The sequence below is a fragment of the Kribbella sp. VKM Ac-2571 genome (assembly GCF_004362255.1).
In the GTDB taxonomy this organism is placed as follows: Bacteria; Actinomycetota; Actinomycetes; order Propionibacteriales; family Kribbellaceae; genus Kribbella; species Kribbella pratensis.
This window is the reverse complement of the sequence record NZ_SNWS01000002.1, coordinates 57192-79121: the sequence shown is the minus strand read 5'-3', so window position 1 is coordinate 79121 and position 21930 is coordinate 57192. Positions and strand designations below refer to the sequence as shown.

General features: G+C 69.1%; 22 protein-coding genes. 5 read left to right on the top strand and 17 right to left on the bottom strand.

Annotated elements, in window-relative coordinates; genetic code table 11:
• Positions 1-28 precede the first annotated feature (28 nt).
• Positions 29-1579 carry a glutamine-hydrolyzing GMP synthase gene (guaA, locus tag EV651_RS04335; RefSeq protein ID WP_133782270.1) on the bottom strand — a complete coding sequence of 517 codons (1551 nt, stop codon included), beginning with the start codon at positions 1577-1579 and terminating at the stop codon, positions 29-31.
• 442 nt (positions 1580-2021) lie between these two features.
• Here guaA and EV651_RS04325 point away from each other — a divergent pair, with 442 nt between their 5' ends.
• Positions 2022-2723 (top strand): hypothetical protein, encoded by a 702-nt coding sequence (locus tag EV651_RS04325; protein ID WP_133782266.1) that lies wholly within the window; start codon positions 2022-2024, stop codon positions 2721-2723.
• Positions 2724-2734: 11 nt separating this feature from the next.
• On the opposite strand, the gene EV651_RS04320 is transcribed toward EV651_RS04325, so the two are convergent.
• The 6 genes from EV651_RS04320 to EV651_RS04295 all read right to left on the bottom strand — a co-directional run bounded on the left by EV651_RS04320 (position 2735) and on the right by EV651_RS04295 (position 8308).
• Positions 2735-3799, bottom strand: coding sequence for a cytochrome P450 (locus EV651_RS04320; protein WP_133782264.1), 1065 nt, complete (start codon positions 3797-3799; stop codon positions 2735-2737).
• Complete coding sequence (gene bioD, locus EV651_RS04315; RefSeq protein ID WP_133782262.1) at positions 3796-4452, bottom strand: dethiobiotin synthase; 657 nt, start codon at positions 4450-4452, stop codon at positions 3796-3798. The genes EV651_RS04320 and bioD overlap by 4 nt, the downstream gene beginning before the upstream one ends.
• The gene (locus tag EV651_RS04310; protein ID WP_133782260.1) at positions 4449-5570 is read right to left on the bottom strand and encodes an 8-amino-7-oxononanoate synthase; all 1122 of its coding nucleotides are present in this window, start codon (positions 5568-5570) and stop codon (positions 4449-4451) included. Before EV651_RS04310 ends, bioD begins: the two co-directional genes overlap by 4 nt.
• Positions 5570-6883, bottom strand: coding sequence for an adenosylmethionine--8-amino-7-oxononanoate transaminase (locus tag EV651_RS04305; protein WP_238156655.1), 1314 nt, complete (start codon positions 6881-6883; stop codon positions 5570-5572). The genes EV651_RS04310 and EV651_RS04305 overlap by 1 nt, the downstream gene beginning before the upstream one ends.
• Before the next feature lie 115 nt (positions 6884-6998).
• Positions 6999-7940 carry a zeta toxin family protein gene (locus EV651_RS04300; protein ID WP_133782256.1) on the bottom strand — a complete coding sequence of 314 codons (942 nt, stop codon included), beginning with the start codon at positions 7938-7940 and terminating at the stop codon, positions 6999-7001.
• Positions 7940-8308, bottom strand: coding sequence for a hypothetical protein (locus EV651_RS04295; protein ID WP_133782253.1), 369 nt, complete (start codon positions 8306-8308; stop codon positions 7940-7942). The genes EV651_RS04300 and EV651_RS04295 overlap by 1 nt, the downstream gene beginning before the upstream one ends.
• Before the next feature lie 194 nt (positions 8309-8502).
• Here EV651_RS04295 and EV651_RS41180 point away from each other — a divergent pair, with 194 nt between their 5' ends.
• Together EV651_RS41180 and EV651_RS04290 are read left to right on the top strand one after the other, a co-directional pair.
• Entirely contained in the window at positions 8503-8646 is a 144-nt protein-coding gene (locus EV651_RS41180; RefSeq protein WP_166658497.1) for a hypothetical protein, read from the top strand.
• 51 nt (positions 8647-8697) lie between these two features.
• Positions 8698-8886 (top strand): hypothetical protein, encoded by a 189-nt coding sequence (locus EV651_RS04290; RefSeq protein ID WP_133782251.1) that lies wholly within the window; start codon positions 8698-8700, stop codon positions 8884-8886.
• A gap of 137 nt (positions 8887-9023) precedes the next feature.
• Here the strand turns inward: EV651_RS04290 and EV651_RS04285 are convergent, their stop codons facing one another.
• From EV651_RS04285 to EV651_RS04260, 6 genes are all read right to left on the bottom strand, one after another.
• Entirely contained in the window at positions 9024-10115 is a 1092-nt protein-coding gene (locus tag EV651_RS04285) for a hypothetical protein (protein WP_133782249.1), read from the bottom strand.
• 42 nt (positions 10116-10157) lie between these two features.
• Entirely contained in the window at positions 10158-10364 is a 207-nt protein-coding gene (locus EV651_RS04280; RefSeq protein WP_133782247.1) for a hypothetical protein, read from the bottom strand.
• Positions 10365-10436: 72 nt separating this feature from the next.
• Complete coding sequence (locus EV651_RS04275; RefSeq protein WP_133782245.1) at positions 10437-10628, bottom strand: hypothetical protein; 192 nt, start codon at positions 10626-10628, stop codon at positions 10437-10439.
• The gene (bioB, locus tag EV651_RS04270; protein WP_133782243.1) at positions 10625-11620 is read right to left on the bottom strand and encodes a biotin synthase BioB; all 996 of its coding nucleotides are present in this window, start codon (positions 11618-11620) and stop codon (positions 10625-10627) included. The genes EV651_RS04275 and bioB overlap by 4 nt, the downstream gene beginning before the upstream one ends.
• A gap of 533 nt (positions 11621-12153) precedes the next feature.
• Positions 12154-13854: a GMC oxidoreductase gene (locus tag EV651_RS04265; RefSeq protein ID WP_133782240.1), complete on the bottom strand. Its 1701-nt coding sequence runs from the start codon at positions 13852-13854 to the stop codon at positions 12154-12156.
• On the bottom strand, positions 13851-15443 hold the full coding sequence (locus tag EV651_RS04260; protein WP_133782238.1) for a succinic semialdehyde dehydrogenase: 1593 nt from the start codon (positions 15441-15443) through the stop codon (positions 13851-13853). The genes EV651_RS04265 and EV651_RS04260 overlap by 4 nt, the downstream gene beginning before the upstream one ends.
• A gap of 258 nt (positions 15444-15701) precedes the next feature.
• On the opposite strand from EV651_RS04260, the gene EV651_RS04250 reads away from it, so the two are divergent.
• Together EV651_RS04250 and EV651_RS04245 are read left to right on the top strand one after the other, a co-directional pair.
• Positions 15702-17150, top strand: a complete 1449-nt coding sequence (locus EV651_RS04250) for a hypothetical protein (RefSeq protein WP_133782235.1) — start codon at positions 15702-15704, stop codon at positions 17148-17150.
• Between the two features lie 46 nt (positions 17151-17196).
• Complete coding sequence (locus EV651_RS04245) at positions 17197-18105, top strand: TIGR03086 family metal-binding protein (RefSeq protein ID WP_133782233.1); 909 nt, start codon at positions 17197-17199, stop codon at positions 18103-18105.
• Here EV651_RS04245 and EV651_RS04240 read toward each other — a convergent pair.
• The 4 genes from EV651_RS04240 to guaB are packed head-to-tail and all read right to left on the bottom strand — an operon-like array spanning position 18090 to position 21926.
• The gene (locus EV651_RS04240; protein WP_133782231.1) at positions 18090-18518 is read right to left on the bottom strand and encodes a hypothetical protein; all 429 of its coding nucleotides are present in this window, start codon (positions 18516-18518) and stop codon (positions 18090-18092) included. The two genes, EV651_RS04245 and EV651_RS04240, sit on opposite strands and share 16 nt — an antisense overlap.
• 52 nt (positions 18519-18570) lie before the next feature.
• Positions 18571-19281, bottom strand: a complete 711-nt coding sequence (locus EV651_RS04235) for an acyl-CoA thioester hydrolase/BAAT C-terminal domain-containing protein (protein WP_166658496.1) — start codon at positions 19279-19281, stop codon at positions 18571-18573.
• Positions 19278-20384 carry a GuaB3 family IMP dehydrogenase-related protein gene (locus EV651_RS04230; RefSeq protein WP_133782227.1) on the bottom strand — a complete coding sequence of 369 codons (1107 nt, stop codon included), beginning with the start codon at positions 20382-20384 and terminating at the stop codon, positions 19278-19280. The genes EV651_RS04235 and EV651_RS04230 overlap by 4 nt, the downstream gene beginning before the upstream one ends.
• Positions 20385-20411: 27 nt before the next feature.
• On the bottom strand, positions 20412-21926 hold the full coding sequence (guaB, locus tag EV651_RS04225) for an IMP dehydrogenase (RefSeq protein WP_133782225.1): 1515 nt from the start codon (positions 21924-21926) through the stop codon (positions 20412-20414).
• Between the last annotated feature and the right edge of the window lie 4 nt (positions 21927-21930).

The window sequence follows — 21930 nt, the reverse complement described above, 5'->3', positions numbered from 1 at the left end:
CCTCGGGGTCACCCACCGTGACGTAGAACTACTCCCACTCGATGGTGCCCGGCGGCTTGCTGGTGACGTCGAGCGTCACGCGGTTGACCTCGTCGACCTCGTTGGTGATGCGGGTCGAGATCCGCTCGATCACGTCGTACGGCAGGCGGGCCCAGTCGGCGGTCATCGCGTCCTCGCTGGTGACGGGGCGCAGTACGACGGGGTGGCCGTACGTCCGGCCGTCGCCCTGGACGCCGACCGACCGTACGTCGGCCAGCAGGACCACCGGGAACTGCCAGATGTCGCGGTCGAGACCGGCCGCGGTGAGCTCGGTGCGGGCGATCAGGTCCGCGGCGCGCAGGATGTCCAGCCGCTCGCGGGTGACCTCGCCGATGATCCGGATGCTCAGGCCGGGGCCCGGGAACGGGTGCCGGTAGACCATCGTCTCGGGCAGGCCGAGCGCCAGGCCGAGCTCGCGGACCTCGTCCTTGAACAGCGTCCGCAGCGGCTCGATCAGGCTGAACTGCAGGTCGTCCGGCAGGCCGCCGACGTTGTGGTGCGACTTGATGTTCGCGGCGCCGGCGCCGCCGCCGGACTCGACGACGTCCGGGTACAGCGTGCCCTGGACCAGGAACTCGATGTGCCGCTCGGCGTCCACCTTGCGCGCGGTCGCCTCGAAAGTCCGGATGAACTCGCGGCCGACGATCTTGCGCTTCTGCTCCGGGTCGGTCACCCCGGCCAGCGCGGTCAGGAACTGGTCCTCGGCGTCGATCGCCTCGAGCCGGATCCCGATCGCGGCGACGAAGTCCTTCTCGATCTGCTCCGACTCGCCGGCCCGCTGCAGACCGTGATCGACGTACACGCAGGTCAGCTGGTCGCCGATCGCCTTGTGCACCAGGGCCGCCGCGACCGCGGAGTCGACACCGCCGGACAGCGCGCACAGCACCTGCTTGTCGCCGACCTGCTCGCGGATCAGCTCGACCTGCTCCTCGACGACGTTGCTCGTCGTCCAGTCGCCCTTGCAGCCGGCGATCTCGTACAGGAAGTGCTCCAGCACGGCCTGCCCGGCCTGCGAGTGCAGGACCTCCGGGTGCCACTGCACACCGGCCAGCCGCCGGTCCAGGTCCTCGAACGCCGCGACCGGCGCGCCCTCGGACGCCGCGAGTACAGCGAAACCGGCGGGCGGCGCGTGCACCGCGTCACCGTGGGACATCCACACGTTGAGGTCCTCGGGGATGCCGGCGAGCAGCGTCCCGGCCTCGCTCACCGTGACCGGCGTCCGGCCGAACTCGCGCAGTCCGGTACGCCGGACCTCGCCGCCGAGCGTCTGCGCCATCGCCTGGAAGCCGTAGCAGATCCCGAACGCCGGTACGCCGGCCTCGAACAGCCCGGAGTCGACCCGCGGAGCGCCCTCGGCGTACACCGACTGCGGGCCGCCGGACAGGATGATCGCCTTCGGCCCCTTCGCCAGCATCTCCTCGACCGGCATCGAGTGCGGCACGATCTCGGAGTACACCTTCGCCTCGCGCACGCGGCGCGCGATCAACTGCGCGTACTGCGCCCCGAAATCGACGACCAGGACCAACTCATGCTGCGTCACCTGGCAAAGCCTATCGGTGCAGGTCAGCAGGGCTGTAATCCACCGCTCGCCCGGTCACCGCCAACACCTCGCTGGTCACCTCCAGCCCCGGAAACCGCCGCCGCATCGCAGCCTCGTACCGAGCCGCACCCGCCTGGTCACCGATGTAGTCGGAAATCAGATGCACCCCGAACCACAACCGCACACGACACCGAGTCGACAAGCTCACAAGCCCCGACGCTAGCGACGCAAGTTGTCCCGGGTGTTACCGAGAGTTACAGCCTGAAGACACTTCAGGCCTTGCGAACCGTGATCGTCCGATTACGGTTCGAGTCGTCGACGATCTAGCATCGATCAAGAGCTCCGCAGACATGCTGAGGGCCCGTCGGCATAGACCGACGGGCCCTCAGGTGTTCATGTAACGGAGAGACCTGCCTCCGCCTTCACAAAGAAGTTTAGGATCATGCCTCCTGCGAATCAAACCGCCCGCTACCACGCTGTGGTCGCCGGCAAGATCAGCGGACCGCGTCTCGCGCCGTACCTGGCGGCGACGGATGGCAATGTCCGCCGAGCCCTGACGCTGTATCAATGGAGTGTCGAACTCTCCGGCGCGGTGTACGAGTGCCTGCATCGATTCGAGGTGATTCTGCGCAACGCGCTGGACGAGCAGCTCTGCGGCTGGAATGTGGTCCAGCGGGATCGGCAGACGGGCCGATCACACTCGTCGGACTGGCTCATGGACCCAGCCCGCTTGCTCCGACGACTGGCTGGCGACGACATCCGCAAAGCCACCCGGAGAGCCCAGACCGCCTTACGTGGCGCCGGCAGGGCACCTGGGCATCCCGACGTACTCGCCCAACTGAGCTTCGGCACCTGGCGCTTCCTGCTGCCCGACAACGATCCCGGCAGGCAGCATCTCTGGAACAAGGCGCTCGCCGCAGCGTTCCCGAGCTTAACCGGCGCGCCGTCGGACCTCGTGGATCACGTCGACCACATCTACAAACTGCGCAACCGCGTCGCCCATCTCGAGCCACTGCTCAACTCGAGCATGGTTGCAGACCGGCTGACCCGGATGAGGACCGTTCTGCTTGCGATCGACCCAGCCCTCGAGACGTGGTTCGTCTCGCGGCAGCGCGTGACTGCGACGCTGAAGACCAAGCCCTAGGTGTCAGGCCGTCACACCGCTGTCGAAGTCACCACCAACCGCGCCGGGGCGCGGAAGGAGAGCAGTTCGATCATTGGTGGGGGCTCGACCAGGCGGACGCCGGTTAGCAGCTGCTGTGCGCAGTCGAGGGCTACTTGGGTTTCCATTCGGGCTAGGGCGGCGCCTAGGCAGCGGTGGATGCCTAGGCCGAAGGCTAGGTCGGGTGGGCCGCCGTGGCCAGTTAGGCCGAGGAGGATGGGGGCGCCGGCCGGCAGGTTCACGTCGGCCAGGGTGGTTGGCTTGGCGGTGATTCGGCGCCAGGTGGGGACCGAGGACGCCTCTTGGAGGACCTGTTCGACTGTGGTGCCGGGGCCGTCCAGAGAGCGCTGGAAGGCGGTGGAGATGAGTTGGGTCGTGGTTTCCTGTCCCGCGATCAGCAAGAAGTAGCCAACCGCGCACACCTCCTCGTCGGTCAGCCCCAGACCGACCAGCACCCCGAACAGGTCGTCACCGGGCGCCTTCCGAGCGGCCGCGGTACGCGTGCGCAGCCAGGCGTAGAACTCGGCAGCGCTGTGCGCCAGCTCCAACTGCCGGTCCTCATCGGGCCAGCCCCAGAACAGTTCCAGCGAGTCGAGGCTCCAGGCCTTCAGCGCAGGTACGTCGACGTTCGTCAGGCCGAGCATGTGCAGTACGACGAGGGCCGGCGGCTCCGCGGCGATCGCCTGCACCAGGTCAACCGGTTGACCGTCAGCAAGGGCTCTCATGGCAGCCGCGACTCGTGAGGTGTTGAGTTCTCGGGTCAGCGGTTCGGCAGCGGCGACGCGGGCGGGACTGAAGAACCGGGCGACGGCGGCACGGATCGGGCGGTGTGACTCCCCCGCGTTGTTGGCCAGCGTCGGCGGCAGCGCGAAGCCGACGCCGGACAGGACGCGGAGCGCCTTCACGGACAGCGGCGTGTGGGCGAGTACGGCGTTGTCCGGGCGGAACGTCTGCGGGTCGAGCAGCACTTCCCGCGCCAGCGCCGGGTCGTCGACGACCCAGTACCCAAGCGTCTCGTCGTACCGGGCCGGGCAGCCGGTAGCGGAGCTCCGCGTCACTCGAACCATCCCGGTGCGGCGGCCCGGAACTCCTCTCGGCTCCAGGCGCCGGCACCCGCAGGGATCCGCCCGATCACCGGGACCCCGGTCGTCGCCGGGAGGTCCTCGAGGTTGCAGCTCTCGGCGAGATCCGGCTCGGCCGGCCAGGACCCGATCACCAGTCCCTCGACCGGCAGCTCCCGCGACCGCAGCGCCTCGACGGTCAGCCCGGTGTGGTTCAACGTGCCGAGCCCGGCGCGGGTCACCACGACGAACCGGAACGGCGACGTCAGATGCTCCGCGAGATCCGCCAGGTTGTTGCCGTCAGCATCAAGTCCGACCAGCAGTCCGCCGGCGCCCTCGACCAGCACGGTGTCGTAGACCCGGGCCAGGTCGTCGATCGACGCGGCGTACTCCTCGACCGACGGCAGCGGGATCCCTGCGCGCCGGGCGGCGGTGGTGGGCGCGAGCGGTTCGGGCAGCCGGACGCCCTCGTGCAGCGCGGTCACGCCGCTGAGGCGGACGACCTCGGCGAGGTCGCCCGGCTCGTCGGGGCCGACGCCGGTCTGGGCCGGCTTGACGACTGCGACCGACTCGCCGGCGCGCACCGCGAGCGCGGCGGTGACGATCGTCTTGCCGATCTCGGTGTCGGTCCCGGTGACGAAGGTAATCATGAAACCGTCCCCATCGCGTCGACGATCACGGCGCAGGCGCGATCGAGATCGGCGGCCGACAGTCCCGCGTGCGCGGTGAGCCGCAACCGGGAGATGCCGTCGGGGACGGACGGCGGCCGGAAACTCCCCACGCGTACGCCGTTCCGCAGGCACAGCTCGGCCGCTCGGACGGTCTCGCGCGGTCCCGGCATCGGGACGGAAACCACCGCGCCACGCGACGGCGGCACGTCACACGCAGCCGCCAGCCGCGCCGCGGCCGCGTGAATCGCCGCGGGACGGTCGGGCTCGGCCTGGAGGACCTGCAATGCGGCAAGAGCAGCGGCGCACGCCGCCGGGTTGAGACCGGTGTCGTAGATGAACGGACGTGCCCGGTTGACGAGGTGCTCGCGGAGCACCGACGGACCCAGCACGACGCCGCCCTGCGAGGCCAAGGACTTGGACAGAGTCATGGTGACGACGACGTGCTCCAGCCCGGCGAGACCCTCCCCATGCACGGATCCACGACCGTTGCCGCTGACCCCCAACCCGTGGGCTTCGTCGACCAGCAGTACGGCGTTGTGCGCGCCGGCGACCGCGGCCAGTTCGAGCAGCGGCGCTTCGTCGCTGAGCACGCTGAACACCGACTCGGTCATCACCACCGCATGCGGCTCGTTGCGCTCGGCAAGCACTTTCTCGACGGCGTCGACGTCGTTGTGCGGAACAATCTCGACCCGGGACCGCGCCAGGCGGCAGGCATCCACCAGCGAGGCATGCACGTGTTCGTCGGAGACCAGCAAGGTTCCCGGCCCGCCGAGCGCGGTGACGACACCGAGATTCGCAAGGTACCCGGACGAGAACACCAGCGCGGACTCTTGCCCGACGTACGCCGCCAGAGCGGATTCGAGCTCCTCGTGAAGTTCCGTCGTACCGGTGACGAGGCGGGACGCGGTCGAGCCTGTCCCCCAGGTGCGTACGGCGTCAGCGGCAGCCGTCACTACCCGCGGATCGCGAGTGAGACCGAGGTAGTCGTTTCCCGCGAGGTCGATCAGGTCACCGTCCGCGGCCCGCGCAGTGAGCCGCCGGGTCAGACCCCGGGCCTCCAACGCGGCAGCCTTCGGGGCGAGCCAGTCCTGCAACATCAGCCTGCCTCCTCGACCGCGCCTGTAATTGCCGCGCCGATGGTGGCGATGTCGGCGTCGGTGCAGACGTACGGCGGCATTGTGTAGACGAGATCGCGGAACGGCCGGACCCAGACCCCGCGACGCAACGCAGCGTCGGTCAGCCGCGGCAGATCCACCGGCCCACCGAGCTGTACGACGCCGACCGCGCCGAGCACCCGCACCTCCTTCACCGCAGGCAGCTCGGCCGCCGGAGCGAGCCCTGCCGAAAGCCCTGCGGAAATCGCAGCCACCCGCGAAGCCCAGTCCTGGGAGAGCAGCAGATCGATCGACGCGAGCGCGACCGAACACGCGAGCGGGTTCGCCATGAACGTAGGCCCGTGCATCAACGCACCACCCGGCCCGTTGGAGACCGTGTGTGCGACGTCCGACGTACACAGCATCGCGGCCAGCGTCAGGTAGCCGCCGGTCAGCGCCTTGCCGACGCACAGGATGTCGGGGTCGACGCCCGCGTGCTCGGACGCGAACAGCGTGCCGGTGCGGCCGAACCCGGTGGCGATCTCGTCGAAGATCAGCAGGAAGCCGTGGCGGTCGGCGAGCTCGCGGAGAATGCGCAGGCAGGCGGGGCTGTACGGGTACATCCCACCGGCTCCCTGCAGGACCGGTTCGACGATGATGCCCGCGATCTCACCCGCATGTCGCTCGGCCAGGGCCGCCAGCTCGCCGGCCCAGGACTGCAGTTCCGGATCGGTGTCCGGCCGGTCGAAGCCGGCCGGCGGTTGCGGTCCGAACACCTGCTCCTTGAGCGCGCCGGTGAACAGCGAATGCATCCCGTTGACCGGGTCGCACACGCTCATCGGCGCGAACGTGTCGCCGTGGTACCCGCCGCGGACGGTCAGCATCCGCGTACGCCCATGGTTGCCGCGCGCAACCTGGTACTGCAGCGCGAGCTTCATCGCCACCTCGACCGAGACAGATCCCGAGTCGCAGAAGAACACGTGCCGCAACGGCTCCGGCGTGATCTCCACGAGCCGCTCGCCCAGCCGGACCGCCGGCTCGTGGGTCAGCCCACCGAACATCACGTGACTGAACTCGTCGACCTGGCGCCTCAGCGCGGCGTCCAGCACCGGGTTCCGGTAGCCGTGGATCATGCACCACCAGGACGCCATCGCGTCGATCGCCTCGACAGTCCCGCCCGTACCGTCGTCCAGCTGCAGCCGTACGCCGTCCGCGCCCCGGACCAGCCGCACCGGCGAGGGCTCGGTCAGCGACGAATACGGATGCCACAGCAACTCCGCGTCCCGCTGTAGCCACCCATTGACCGACTGTGACACCGCGCTCCTCCGTCCTGAGGATTCCCAACGGTAATCGGTCCTCTCCCCGGCCGCCGCCGCAGGTAGGCCGGATGTGACGAGTACCTCCATGCCGCCTTCCCGAGTCCCGACGGGGCTAGAAGGCGGTGCCGGCCTTGGCGATGTGGAGCGTCACCGCGTCGGGGTGCACCCGCGGCCGACCCATCGCGGTCACGGCCCGGACGCCCTCGACCGCCTCGTCCCGGATCCACTGCACCGGCGCGACCAGACCCAGCGGCTCGACCTGCGCCACGGACTCCAGGAAGTACCGCGACTCCAGAACGGTCCAGGCACGGTCCCGCTCCCAGGTGATCGCGTCGGCGGTCCGGGCCGGCTGCTGCCAGGCCGCGTTGCCATCGCGCTGGTTGCCGTACACCAGCTCCCCGTCGGCACGCAGTACGCCGACGCGATCGGCCCACTGCCCCGTGTCGACCAGCTCGGCCGCCCGCAGCACACCCACGTAGCCGGCATCGTGGGCGCTCTGCTCCACGAACCGGCCGAAGCCGAACTTCTCCAGTGACCGGATGTGCCGCTCGAGAATGCCCAGCCGGCTGCGTGCCTCGGGCACCGCGAGGAGGGCGACCTCGACCTGGTAACCGGCCGCCTTGAACCGCTGCGCCGACTCGGCGAACGCGTCCGGGTCGGCGAGCTCGGTCTCGACGATCGCGTCGTACCGCTCTCGGATCACCAGTTCCTCGGCCAGTGCGAGCCAGCGCCGGCCGTCGGCGGCGACATGTCTCCAGGCGGCCGGCGGTACGTCGGTGATCGGCTCGTAGAAGTCGGGGTGGTACGGCTCGTAGGTCAGCGCGCTGAGGACGAGCGGACGGCCGCGGCGCTGCAGGACCGCTTTCGCCAGGGCGGTGATCGAGGCCTTGCCGTCCCCCGGCTGACCACCGACGAACATGACGATCGGCTGCTCCTGCGGTACGCCGCTCAGCTGGTCGGGAACGATCCGCTCGCGGAAGATCCGCGCGCTCTCGGCCTCGTCGAGCAGGTGCTGGTCGTCACTGGTTGCTGCAGGCCCCCATGGTGCCGTCACTATCCCCCCTGCGCATCGTCGTCTTCGTCGTCCGAGTCCTCGTCGTCCTCGTCGTCTTCTTCGTCGTCATCGTCGTCGTCGCCGGCCGCGAGGAGGTTGTCGGCGTCGTGGCGGATGCTCTCGGTCGCGCTGGTGTCCAGCGGGGTGAGGTCCTGCGCGCGCTTCGCCCAGGCCAGCTGTTCCGCCCGCCAGAGCTCGATGGTGTCGGTGTCGGGCTCGTCGGACTGTTCCTCGGTCGCGATGAACTGCGTGTAGAAGCCGATCGACTGCCGAACGCCCTCCAGCACGGTCTCGTACCCGACCGCGCGCGGCGTCGTCCAGGTCGCCTTACCGAGTTCGGCGAGCACGTTGACAGCGACGTTGACCACGCACGAACTTTATCCGACCGTCTAGGTCACACACGCCCGTACCCACGTCTGGCTGAACTGAGGGTGAACCCCAGCCGCGGTTATGTTTCCGAGGCGCCGAACCGGAGGGGAACCAGTTGCCGGATCGCGGCGTCTGCTTCTGCACAACGACAGTGCCGGGCCGCCCGCGGCCCGCAGCGAAGAGGGGTTACCAGGTGCCTTCGTACGGCAGCAAGGACAGCAAGAGCAAGGGCAGCAAGACCGAGAAGGGCTCGGGGTCGACGGGCAAGGGCGACCTGCCGGTCCTCTACCCGACCACCCACCGCCCCAAGGGCAAGGGTCAGGGCCAGAGCCGCTAGCCGCTGCCTCATATGCACTCGATCACACACAACAACTCGGAGGGATAGACGATGGCAACCGGTAAAGACGGCAAGTCCCGCGAACACAGGGGAAAGGGCAAGGGCACCGAGACCAAGCACCAGTACGGTCAGGCCCGTAACCAGGCCGACCAGCAGCGCAACCCCAACCCGAACACCCGCGCCGGACGCGCCATCATCAAGGCGAACAAGGACAAGGGCAAGGACGGCAAGAGCAAGTAGCAACCCTGCGACACTCCGCCGGGGCGACCGTAGATCGGTCCGCCCCGGCTTGCTGTTCGCCCGAGCAGACCGCCTTGCTTTCACCCGGATCAGTCGGCTTGCTTCACCCGGGTCGTCGCGCCGCTTGCTTCGCCCGGTCAGCGGCGGCGGGAGCCGCGTCTCGGGGTGGGCTGACCGTCGCGTGCGGGGCGACCGCCGGTGCGCTTACCTCGGGGGTTTCCGGGCTTGCTACCTGCCGGGCGGGGTGCCGCTGGTTTGATCGGGTCGGACTCGAGGGCCTTCTTGACCGCGTTGAAAGCGTCGTTGGCGTTGCGGACTGGCTTGACGCCGGTGAGTTTGGGGATGGCGGAGCGCTGGCGGCGGGTGTGGGTCTGGATGCGTTCGACGACGCGGGTGCGGACCTCGTCCAGGTCGGCGCCGGTCAGGCTCTGCACCGGTTTGCCGCGGTCCAGGGCGACGTCGAACCATTCGGTGTAGCCGTGCGTGTGGACGACCTGGTTCGGCGACTTCTGGCCGAGGCGGTGGTACTGCGTCAGTACGTCGTACCGCTCGTCGAGACCGAGGACCTCCTCGCGCAGCCCGAGCTCGACCTGGCGGTCGTAGGTCGCGGCGACCCGCTGGTCGATCTCGGCGGCGGAACGGTCGACCGACAACACGACCTGCCGGGTCGCCGGGGCGACGGCCCGTTCCGGATCGTTGCCCATGGCACGCGCCAGTGCGTTCACGATCGCGTCGTAGTTGTTCTCGTGGATCTTCCCGGCCGCCTTCGGGTCGAGCCGCGAAAGTACGGCGTACGCGTCCTCGGCCATGCTGCGCGGGAAGTCACGGCGTACGGCGTTCCGCGCCTCCGCGACCGCGTCCACCTCCCAGCCCTCCAGCAGCGAACGCACGTACACGCTGGTGCCGCCGACGACGACCGGGACACCTCCGGCGTTCCAGCACTCGTCCATGTGCTGGCGCGCCTGCGCGACGAACGTCTCCAGCTCGAGCTTCCGCACCGGCTCGGTGACGTCGATCATCGTGTGCGGGATCCCGCGCATCTCCTCCGGCGTGGTCTTGCTGGTGCCGATGTCCATGTACCGGTACACCTGCCGCGAGTCCGCCGACACGACCATCGGCGGCAGCCCGAGCTCGTCCCGGATCCGCAGGCACAGATCGACCGACACCGCGGTCTTACCCGCCGACGTCGGTCCGTAAAGAGCGACCAGGAGCCGGGGCACGTTGGACATACCCCAACCCTAGCCGGACCCGGCCCGACGCCGGCGCAGTCCTCAAACGCCGTGCTCGTTCGGCGTCTTCGGGGTCCGGCCCGCGAAGTTGCCGATCACCTTGCCCCGGGTGTCGCGAACCTTCCCGTCCTCACCGAGACGGCCGGCAACGGCCTCCTTAGCGGCCTTCCTCGCCTGGCGCCCCGTCAGCTTGCCGCCATTCGCCACCGCGTCGCTGCGTGCCGCCTTCTTCCTGCTTCCGTAACTCATCGCGCTGACTTCCCTCCCGCGTCGAATGATGAAACGACGGTAGGACCACGCAGTGGCAAACGACCGTTCCAATCAGTGTGCGGTCAGGATGCCGTGGACGGAGCAGCGGGCTGACCAGCCCATGGGGTGGACCTGGACGATCATTCGGCGGCGGCAGCTCGCGCAGTACCTGGGTGGTTCGAGGGCCAGTGCGCGGCGGCAGTCCTCGTGGGTGCCGTCGGTGATGTCGCGGCCGCAGTGGCCGCAGTACGTCGTCTCGGTCACAGCGTCTTCTGGAGTTCCTTCACCGGCATCTTCAGCTCGGCGAGCAGGTCGAGGTCGGCGGTCGCCGGGCGGCCCAGGGTGGTCAGGTAGTTGCCGACGATCACCGCGTTGATGCCGCCGAGCAGACCTTCGCGGGTGCCCAGGTCGCCGAGGGTCAGCTCGCGACCGCCGGCGTACCGCAGGACCGTCCGCGGCATCGCGAGCCGGAACGCGGCGATGGTCCGCAGCGCGTCCTTGCCGTCCATGATCTCCAGGTCGCCGAACGGCGTACCGGGCCGCGGGTTGAGGAAGTTCAGCGGGACCTCGTGCGGGTCGAGCTCGGCGAGCTGCGCGGCGAGCTCGGCGCGCTGCTCGAGCGACTCACCCATCCCGACCAGACCTCCGCAGCACAGCTCCATCCCGGACTCGCGCACCATCAGGCAGGTCTCCCAGCGCTCCTCGAAGGAGTGCGTGGTGACGACATCGCCGAAGTACGACCGGGCCGACTCGAGGTTGTGGTTGTAGCGGTGCACGCCCCACGACTTCAGCTCGTCGACCTGCGCTCGAGTCAGCATGCCCAGCGAGCACGCGATGTTGATGTCGACCTCGGCGTTGATCGCGTCGATGCCGGCCTTCACCTGGCTCATCAGCCGCTCGTCGGGCCCGCGAACGGCGGCGACGATGCAGAACTCGGTGGCGCCGGTCTTCGCGGTCTCCTTGGCGGCCTCGACGAGTTCGGGGATGTTCAGCCAGACCGCGCGCACGGGCGAGGTGAACTGGCCGGACTGGGAGCAGAAGTGGCAGTCCTCGGGGCAGCCGCCGGTCTTCAGCGAGATGATCCCCTCGACCTCGACCTCCTCGCCGCACCACTTCACCCGGACGTCGTGCGCGAGAGCGAGCAGTTCCGGCAACTGGTCGTCGGGCACGGTGAGAACCTCGACCAGTTGCTCCTGGCTCAGCCCGGTGCCCTGCTCCAGAACCTGCTCACGTGCCACGTCCAGGATCTTGCTCATGGTTCTCCTGCCTCATCTCAACGGTCGGCCTCACAGTAGGTCAGACAGGTACGGCGGGGCTGCGGCGGGCGTCACGTGGAACACCTGCGACCGAAGTGCCTCACCGCCACTCTCCGCACTCCCCGGAAAAAGTTTCTGGGTTTTTCTGCGGAACCTCGTAACCCCCTGTAGATGGGCTCGTTGATGTGTGCAGAGGCGGTTATCGCAAGGAAGACCGCCACCCGGTTACCAGGAGCTACAAATGCTGATCATTACGATCAGCACGCAGAGTGGTCACAAGCCCTGAAGCCCCTGGAAATCGGATGTAAGGTAGTAACCAAGAGCTCGGGTCGCCAGCCATGGTTGGCGATCCGATCCCAAAGCGCCGGGCGCCTCACCCCGGCTTGAGTGGGTCCCTCGGGAAACGATTTGGGCGGAAACGTTCCCGAGGGACCTGCTCCCTTTTCCGGACCTGTTTCGAAAAGGCACAGCGCGAAAGCCTCAGCAACTTACTGCTGAGGCTTTTTCATTTCGCGCAATTCTTCGCTGTTCTGTTACGACTCCGTCACAGCCTGCTTCGGGAAGATCGGGAGCCGCAGCGCACCGGGCGCATCCGTCGGGACGACCGGGTGCTCGGGCCTCACCGGCTGGATCCGCTGGTACGCCGTACCGACCGCCGGCCGCGGGTCCGTGGCGCCCTTGTTCGGCCAGAACGAGAGCGCCCGTTCGGCCTGGGCGGTGATCGTCAAGGACGGGTTGACGCCGAGGTTCGCGGAGATGGTCGAGCCGTCGACGATGTGCAGTCCGTCGTACCCGTAGACCCGGTGGTACGGATCCACGACGCCCGACGACGGTGAGTCGCCGATCGCGCAGCCGCCGATGAAGTGCGCGGTCATCGGCACGTTGAACGGCTCCCCGATCGTGCCGCCCGGCGTACCGTTCATCAGCTTCGCCATCCGCCGGACCACCTGGTTCGCGACCGGGATCCAGGACGGGTTCGGCGCGCCGTGCCCCTGCTTCGACGTGAGCTTCCACCGGCCCAGCCGGTCACGCTTGCCGTACGTCGTGATCGAGTTGTCCGCGGTCTGCATCACCAGCGCGATCACGGTCCGCTCGGACCAGTGCTTCAGGTCGTACAGCTTCCGGATGTTCTTCCGCTGGACGCCGAGCTCGCGCAGCCAGGTCCGCCAGCGCGGCTTGTCGCCGTCGCCGTCGGTCAGCACGGTCTGCAGCAGCGACATCACATTGCTGCCCTTCCCGTACCGCACCGGCTCGATGTGGGTGATGTCGTCGGGGTGGAACGACGACGTGATCGCGACCCCGCGGCTGTAGTCGACGTCGGTGTCGCGGGAGATCGCGCCGAGCAGCGACTCCGAGTTGGTCCGGGTCAGCACGCCGAGCCGGTCCGACAGCCGCGGCAGTTTGCCCTCGTCGCGCAGCCGGTGCAGGAGCTTCGCCGTACCGAGAGCCGACGCGGCGAAGATCACTTGTCCCGCGGTGAACCGGCGGGTGGCCTTCTTGTTCGACGTACGCCGGGTGTCGATCGCGTACCCGCCGTCCGGCAGCGGCTCGACCGACGTGACCGTGGTCAGCGAGTAGACCTCGGCTCCGGCCTTCTCGGCGAGGTAGAGGTAGTTCTTCGTCAGGGTGTTCTTCGCGTTGTGCCGGCAGCCGGTCATGCACTCGCCGCAGTCGATACAGCCGGTACGGCGGGGGCCTGCGCCACCGAAGTACGGGTCGTCGACCTCGACGCCGGGCTCACCGAAGAAGACACCGACCGGTGTCGGGTGGAACGTCTCGCCGACGCCCATGTCCTCGGCGACCTGCTTCATCACCTTGTCGGCCGGCGTGAATCCGGGGTACGTCGTGACGCCGAGCATCCGCTTCGCCTGGTCGTAGTACGGCGCCAGCTCGGACTGCCAGTCGGTGATGTGCGCCCACTGGCGATCGGTGTAGAACGCGGGCAGCGGTTCGTACAACGTGTTCGCGTAGACCAGGCTGCCGCCGCCGACCCCGGCGCCGGACAGGATGATCACGTCGCGCAGCGCGCTGATCCGCTGGATGCCGTACCAGCCGAGCTTCGGCGCGAACAGGAACCGTTTCTTGTCCCACGAGTTCTTCGCGAACCCCGCGTCGTCGAACCGCGCACCGGCCTCCAGTACGGCGACCCGATAGCCCTTCTCGGTCAGCCGCAACGCGCTGACCGACCCGCCGAAGCCCGAGCCGACGATGACGACGTCGTAGTCGAAACTCACGGGCGACCGATCTTCTTCAGGATGCGGAGTGCGCCGGTCATCAGTTCCGCGAATTTCTCGTCGGAGAGGCCGTGGGAGGCGGCGATCGGGATCAGCCGTTGGGTGGCGATCGCCTGTGGTTCGACGTACCGGCGGATGCCCTCGACGCCCTGCCTCCGACCCAGGCCGGACGACCGCATGCCGCCCATCGGCGTGTCGATCGAGCCGAACGTGGCGCCGTACCCCTCGTTGACGTTGACCGTGCCGGCCATCAGCTGCGCTGCGACCGCGCGACCGCGACGGCCGTCGCGGGTCCAGACGCTGGCGTTCAGGCCGTACTCGCCCTCGTTCGCGCGCTGGATCGCCTCGGACTCGTCGGAGAACCGGTAGATCGAGACGACCGGCCCGAAGGTCTCGTTGTCGAAGCACTCCATCGCAGGGGTGACTCCGGACAGGACTGTCGGCTCGTAGAAGAGCGGACCGATGTCCGGGCGGGCCTTACCGCCGGCAAGCACCGTGGCGCCCTTCTCCCGAGCATCGTCGACGTGCCGCGTCACCGTTTCGAGCTGCGCCTTCGAGATCAGCGAGCCCATGTCGACGTCCCAGCCGGTGCCGGCGCTCAGGCGCAGTTTCTTCACCCGGTCCACGAACGCCGTGACGAAGGCGTCGTACACCTGGTCGGCGACGTACAGCCGCTCCATCGAGACGCACAGCTGGCCGGCGTTCGCGAAACACGCCCGTACGGCGCCCTCTGCCGCTCGGTTGATGTCGGCGTCCCGCAGTACCAGCATCGGGTTCTTACCGCCGAGCTCGAGGCTGCAGCCGATCAACCGCTCGCCTGCCTGCTTCGCCACCAGCCGGCCGGTCTTGGTCGACCCGGTGAAGCAGATGTAGTCGGCGTTCTGGATGAGCGCGCCGCCGACCGTCGGGCCGTCGCCGTTCACCGCGAGCCAGGCCTCCCGCGGCAGGCCGGCCTCGTACAGCAGCTCGATGCCGCGCAGTGCGGTGAGCGGGGTCTGGCTATCGGGTTTGTGGACGACGGTGTTGCCGGCCAGGATCGCGGGCAGGCCGTCGGAGATCGCCATCGTCAGCGGGTAGTTCCACGGCGAGATGATGCCGACGACACCCTTCGGGACGAACCGCTCCTCGGCACGGGTGAGCAGCGGGAAGATCCCGAGCTTGCGCTGCGGCTCGAGCAGCTCGAACGCCTTGCGGCCGTAGTACCGCGCCGTCAGCGCGACGTGTGCGAGCTCCTCGAACGCCTGCTTCCGCGCCTTGCCGGACTCGCGGATGATCAGGTCGACCAGCTCGTGCCGGTGATCGAGGACGAGATCGTGGTACCGCAGCAGGATCGCCGCACGCTCCGCCAGCGGCACCCGCCGCCACGTCTGCTGGGTCCTCCGGGCGGCCCGGACGGCCGCGACTACGTCGTCTTCACTCGACACCGGCAGGTCCGCGATCGGCTGCCCGGTGGCCGGCGCGTACGACGTCCGGGTGCCGGCCGTGGCGCGCAGCAGCCCCGACAACCGGCGGATGACCGACTGATCGGTCGCGTACGACGCGGTCGGGTCGAGCTCCGGATCCGCAGGAATCGAAGTCTGCTCACTCATACACGAAGGCTACCTGCCGGTAATAGCGGCTGTCAGTATCAAGAGACCGTTAAGCTGATCCGCTGAGAGGGCGTCTGAGCACGCTGCGCCGTCGCGAGCAGGTGCTCGGTGCGGTGCATCGGCGTGCGGGAGCGAAGGTCTCGATGCGGAGCATCGTGGCCTTTGCTCACGTGCGGCGAGGTGCCGTGCCGAGTGCCGCGCAGTAGGCGCAGCGTGCTCAGACGCCCTCTCCGACCTGCGAAGGGGTGGAACGTCAAGATGGTGGACAGCGGGGGGCTTTGGACGCCTCCTGAGGACGAGCTCGGTGAGGCGCTGCAGACAGCCCAGGTGCTGATCGAGGAGGGCCGCGCCGACGAGGCAGGGCCGTACCAGCAGCGGGTCATCGAGCTGGCCAGGGAGCGGGCCGAAGGGCACCCGAACCACTACGAGGCCAAGCATCTGATGGCCGCTACGCAGTACGAGCTGGCCGGATCGCTGAACGCGTCCGGCCGCCACGAGGAGGCCCTCGCCGCGCTGCACGAGGCGCAACTCGGGTACACCGAGCTCCAGGACGCCGGCGTACTCGACGCGACCTGCTTCCTCGCCGACGTCCGCGCCCGGCGCGCGATGACCCAGGCACACCGAGGTCACGGCGCCACCGCCGTACTCGAGATGGACGGCGCGGTGATCGCGTACGGCCAGCTCGTCGGCGGCGAGGACGGTCTCAAGCACCAGCCGGACTTCGCCCGGGTGCTCGCGATGAACGCGCTCATCCTGCGGCGGTACGGCGACCCCGCGCTGGCGGTCGCGTCCGCGGACGCGGCGACCCAGCTGTTCCTGCAGCTCGCGGACCAGATCAACGAGAGCCCCCAGTCGCTGTCGTACGCCCGCTATCTCTGTACGGCGACCGCGGTGTCGGCCGACGTCCACGCTGCAGAAGGGCGGCTGGACCTTGCGCTCGAGGCGGACGAGATCGGACTGACCACGGCCGACACGCTCGCCGACTCGGACTCGGCAACCGACATGCGCACGCTGGTCGCCGCCCTGGTCAGGAAGGGCAAGCACCTCGGCATCGTCGGCCGGTTGGAGGGCGAGGCCTGCTTGCGGACGGCGTACGACACCGACGCCGAGACGGCGGCCCGGGTGGTCGAGGAGCTGGACCGCGGGTTGCCGCTGACGCTGGTCGCGGCATTGGAGAACGCGGAGATCAAGCTCGGGCCGTTCGAGCAGTACCACCGGCTGGTGGCGCTGAGTGAGCCCGCGCCCGGGATGACGCTGGCGACCGTGTCGGGCCGGACAGATCCGGAGTCGGCGGCGCAACGCGCGACCGAGCTCGCGGAGTTGGTGAAGCCGCTGCTGTCGCAGGACGGCAATGCCGCGCTCACGCTGGGCATGGAGGCGCACTACCTGTTCGCGATCTCGTCCGAGCGGGAGTCGCACCGGATGCGGTTCCAGACCGACATCTACGTGCCGATCTGGGCGCAGCTGCTGCTCGACATCTCCGAGGCGTACTTCCAGGCGGGGCGCACCGATCTCGCGCTCGATCTCGGCGGCTGGTGCGCGGAGGTCGCGACCGCCCTGATCCCGTACGCCGACGACAACCCGCTGATGAAGGACCTGGCCGGCGCCTGCTACCGGCACCACGGCAATCTCCTGGCCGCCACCGGCGACCTGGCCGCGTCGCACCACGCCCACGAGGCCGCGGAGCAACTCCAGCTCGGCCGTTGACGTCCCGGCCTCCTCCGGCCCACGCTGACGCTGGGAGGGGGATGTCATGGACGTTGTGGAACTGCACAATCGCACGGTCGCCAACTTCGCGGACCTGGTCTCGGAGGTGCCGGCCGATCAGTGGTCGGCGCCGACGCCGTGCTCGGACTGGGACGTCCGGGCGCTGGTCAACCATGTCGTCGGCGAGGAGCGCTGGACCGTGCCGCTGATGGCGGGCAAGACGATCGCCGAGGTCGGGGACACCCTCGAGGGCGACCTGCTCGAGGACGATCCGGCCGGTGCGGCGTCGTACGCTGCCCGCGAGGCGGAGGCCGCCGCGACCTGGTCGATCGACAAGGTGCACCTGTCGTACGGCGACGAGGATCCGCACGAGTACCTGCGACAACTCGCGGCCGACCACCTGATCCACGGCTGGGATCTGGCCGTCGCGATCGGCGCACTGCCGCGGATGGACCCCGAGGTGGTGGACGAGGTCGCGGACTGGTTCGCCAAGCGCGAGGAGCTCTACCGGTCGGTCGGAATGATCGGCAACCATCTGGAAGGCTTCACCGATCCGGCCGACGCCCTGCTCGCGGCGTTCGGGCGGGATGCGCGGTGGACGCCGGCGACTCCGGTGCTCGAGCGGTTCGGGGCTGCCTTCGATGAGGGCGACCTGGAGACGGCGATGTCGCTGGTCACCGACGACATCGTGTTCGAGTCCACGTCGCCGGCGCCGAACGGCGGGCGCTTCGAGGGCGCGGACGCGGTCCGGGCGGTGTGGGCGACGCTGTTCACGGACACCGTCGAGCCGCACTTCGAGACCGAGGAGACCGTGCTGCTCGGGGACCGGGCCGTCGTACGGTGGCGGTACTCCTGGCGCGAGCCGTCCGGCGACCGCGCCCACGTCCGCGGCGTCGACGTACTGCGACTCCGCGACGGCAAGATCGCGGAGAAGCTGTCCTACGTCAAGGGTTGACTGCGTGGACCGGGCTGGTCCTGCAGGTCGGGGCGGAGGGCGCCGACGAACAGGCCGGCTTCGGCCTCGGTCATGCCGGTCTCGCTGACGACCAGGGCGGTCGCCTGGTGGAGTTCGCCCGCGGCCTTGAGGGCGCGGGTGCGCTCGGCCAGGTTGGTGCCCGGGCGGCGGACCAACGGCGTACCGGTCGTCGGCGGCACGTACCGCCCGAGGCGGATGTCGTCGACCAACTCCTTGGACTGCTTGAGGTCGAGGCCGGTGCGGTCCCGGATCAGCTTGACCGCGTGCACCGCCTTCTTCGTGGTGATCAGGAACCGCACCTGATCGACGTCGTCCGGGGACAGTCGGCCTCGCGCTGCGGCGAGGGCAACATTGTCCGTGTCCTGGCTGCTCCGGCGGCTGAACAATCCCATGCGGCAATCCTTCCAGAACCCGTCAAACCGGGTGAACTCGACGCAAGTCGCGTCAAGCTGCCAGCAGTCGCAGGATCTCGGGCCACGCTCGGGCACCCAACTCACGGTCAGCTGCCTCGGTCCCGCCGCGCGCCATCCGCTGTCCCGCGGTCTTCGGCTCCTCCCCCGGCAACACCGCACGATGCCCGGCCTCGGGGACCATCACGATCCGGGTCGCCTGCTCGCCGCGACGCCGCTCGATCTCCTGCGCGAACTCGACCGCCGGCCACACCTTGTCGTCACCGCCGGCGATCAGAAGCACCTGGTTGATGCGCTCCACCGGGATCCGCGCCTGCTCCGGAGCACGCCGCAGACTCTGGCGATACAGACCGGTGTAGCTCGGCGGATCGTCCTCGGGCTTCCAGTCCAGGTCGAACGGCACGAACGGCAGCGGCTCCCCCTGCCAGGTCCAGGCCGACCGCTGACTGCCGTCCTCCAGGTTCCGGCCCCACACGTAGGCGCTCGGTGCGAACGCGACCACCGCGTCGACCCGCTCGTCGAGTGCACCCAGCAGCAACGCCGCCTCGGCACCCCACGAGCTGCCCATCACAACCAGCCGATCGCGGTGCGCCAGCTCATCGACCGGGAACGACTCCAACGGAACCTCGTGCGTCACCGTCCAGCGCGGAGCGAGTACGTCGTACCCCTCGGCCTCGAGCAGACGAGCCCGAGCCAAGTCCGGCGTACCGCTCGAACCGTGCAGGAGCAGTACGCCGGTACTCAACCGACGACTACCTCGACTCGCTGGAACTCCTTGAGTTCCGTGTAGCCGGTGGTGGCCATTGCGCGTTTGAGGGCGCCGACCAGGTTCATCGTGCCGTCCGGGACCCAGGACGGGCCGAACAGGATCTGCTCCATCGTGCCGGTGACGCCGACCTCGACCCGCTCACCGCGGGGCAGGTCCTGGTGCCAGGCCTCGGCGCCCCAGTGGAACCCGCCGCCCGGAGCGTCGCTCGCGCGGGCCAGCGGCGAACCGACCATCACGGCGTCCGCGCCGCAGGCGATCGCCTTCGCCACGTCACCGGACCGTCCGACCGAGCCGTCCGCGATGACATGCACGTACCGGCCGCCGGACTCGTCCATGTAGTCCCGCCGCGCCGCCGCCACGTCGGCCACCGCACTCGCCATCGGCACCGCGACCCCGAGCACCTTCCGCGTGGTGTGCGCCGCACCGCCGCCGAAGCCGACGAGTACGCCGGCCGCGCCGGTCCGCATCAGGTGCAACGCCGCCTGGTGCGTCGCGCAGCCGCCGACGATCACCGGTACGTCGAGGTCGTAGATGAACTGCTTCAGGTTCAGCGGCTCCGCCTGGCCCGACACGTGCTCGGCGGACACCGTCGTACCGCGGATGACGAACAGGTCGACCCCCGCGTCGACGACGTGCTTGGCGAACTGCTTGGTGCGCTGCGGCGACAGCGCACCGGCCACCGTCACACCGGAGTCGCGAATCTCCTGCACCCGCTGCGAGAGCAGCTCGGGCTTGATCGGCGCCGCGTAGATCTCCTGCAACCGGTGCGTGGCCTGCTGCGTCTCGAGGCTGGTGATCTCCTCGAGCAGGCTGGTCGGATCCTCGTACCGCGTCCAGAGACCTTCGAGGTTCAGGACGCCGAGACCGCCGGCCTTGCCGATCGCGATCGCGGTGGCCGGCGACATCACCGAGTCCATCGGCGCGGCCAGGATCGGCAGCTCGAACCGGTACGCGTCGATCTGCCAGGCGACCGAGACCTCCTCGGGGTCCCGCGTGCGGCGCGACGGCACGATCGCGATGTCGTCGAACGCGTACGCCTGCCGACCCCGCTTCGCGCGGCCGATCTCGATCTCGGTCATCTGGTGTCCTTACAGGTAGCAGGCGGGTCAGCGGCCCGAGTAGTTCGGGGCTTCGACCGTCATCTGGATGTCGTGCGGGTGGGACTCCTGCAGGCCGGCGGAGGTGATCCGGACGAAGCGGCCCTTCTCCTGCAGCTCCGGCACGGTCCGGGCGCCCGTGTACCACATCGACTGCCGCAGGCCGCCGATCAGCTGGTGCGCGACCGCCGACAGCGGGCCCCGGTACGGCACCTGGCCCTCGACGCCCTCGGCGATCAGCTTCTCGTCGGAGCCGCCGTCGTGCTGGAAGTAGCGGTCCTTGGAGTACGACTTGCGCAGGCCGCCGGCCGACGACATCGCGCCGAGCGAGCCCATCCCGCGGTACGCCTTGAACTGCTTGCCGTTGATGAACACCAGGTCGCCCGGCGACTCCTCGCACCCGGCGAGCAGCGAGCCGAGCATGACCGTGTCCGCACCCGCGACGAGCGCCTTGGCGATGTCACCGGAGTACTGCAGGCCGCCGTCGCCGATCACCGGGACACCGGCCGGCTTGCAGGCCAGCGACGCCTCGTAGATCGCGGTCACCTGCGGCACGCCGACGCCGGACACGACCCGCGTCGTACAGATCGAACCGGGGCCGACGCCGACCTTGACGCCGTCCGCACCCGCCTCGACCAGCGCCTGCGCGCCCGCGCGGGTGCCGACGTTGCCGCCGACGACGTCCACACCGCGGGTGGCCGGGTCGGCCTTGAGCTTGCGGATGATCTCGATCTGGGCCCGGGAGTGACCGTGCGCGGTGTCCACCACGAGCACGTCGACACCGGCCTCGACCAGCGTCATGGCCCGCTTGTAGGCCTCGCCGAAGAAGCCGATCGCCGCGCCGACCATCAGCCGGCCGGAGCCGTCCTTGGTGGACAGCGGGAACTTGTCGCGCTTGACGAAGTCCTTGAGCGTGATCAGCCCGGTGAGCTTGCCGGCGTCGTCGACCAGCGGCAGCTTCTCCACCTTGTGCTTGCTGAGCAGCGCCATCGCGTCGTCGGCGGCGATGCCCTGCCGGCCGGTGATCAGCGGCTGCTTGGTCATCACCTCACGGACCGGCCGGGACAGGTCGGTCTCGAAGCGCATGTCGCGGTTGGTGACGATGCCGACCAGGACGCCGGCGTCGTCCACCACCGGCACGCCGGAGATCCGGTACTGCCCGCAGAGCGCGTCGGCCTCGCCGATGGTGGCGTCCGGGCCGATCGTGATCGGCTGCGCGATCATGCCGGACTCGGAGCGCTTGACCAGGTCGACCTGCTGGGCCTGATCCTCGATCGAGAGGTTGCGGTGCAGCACGCCGAGGCCGCCCTGGCGCGCCATGGCGATCGCCATCCGGGCCTCGGTGACGGTGTCCATCGCGCTGGACACCAGCGGGATGTTCACCTCGACGTTGCGACTCAGCCGGGACCGCGTGACGGCCTCGGACGGGATGACGTCGGACTCGTTCGGCTGCAGCAGTACGTCGTCGAAGGTGAGGCCGAGGACGGCGAACTTGTCGGGAACTCCAGCGGGGGTGATGTCCATGGGG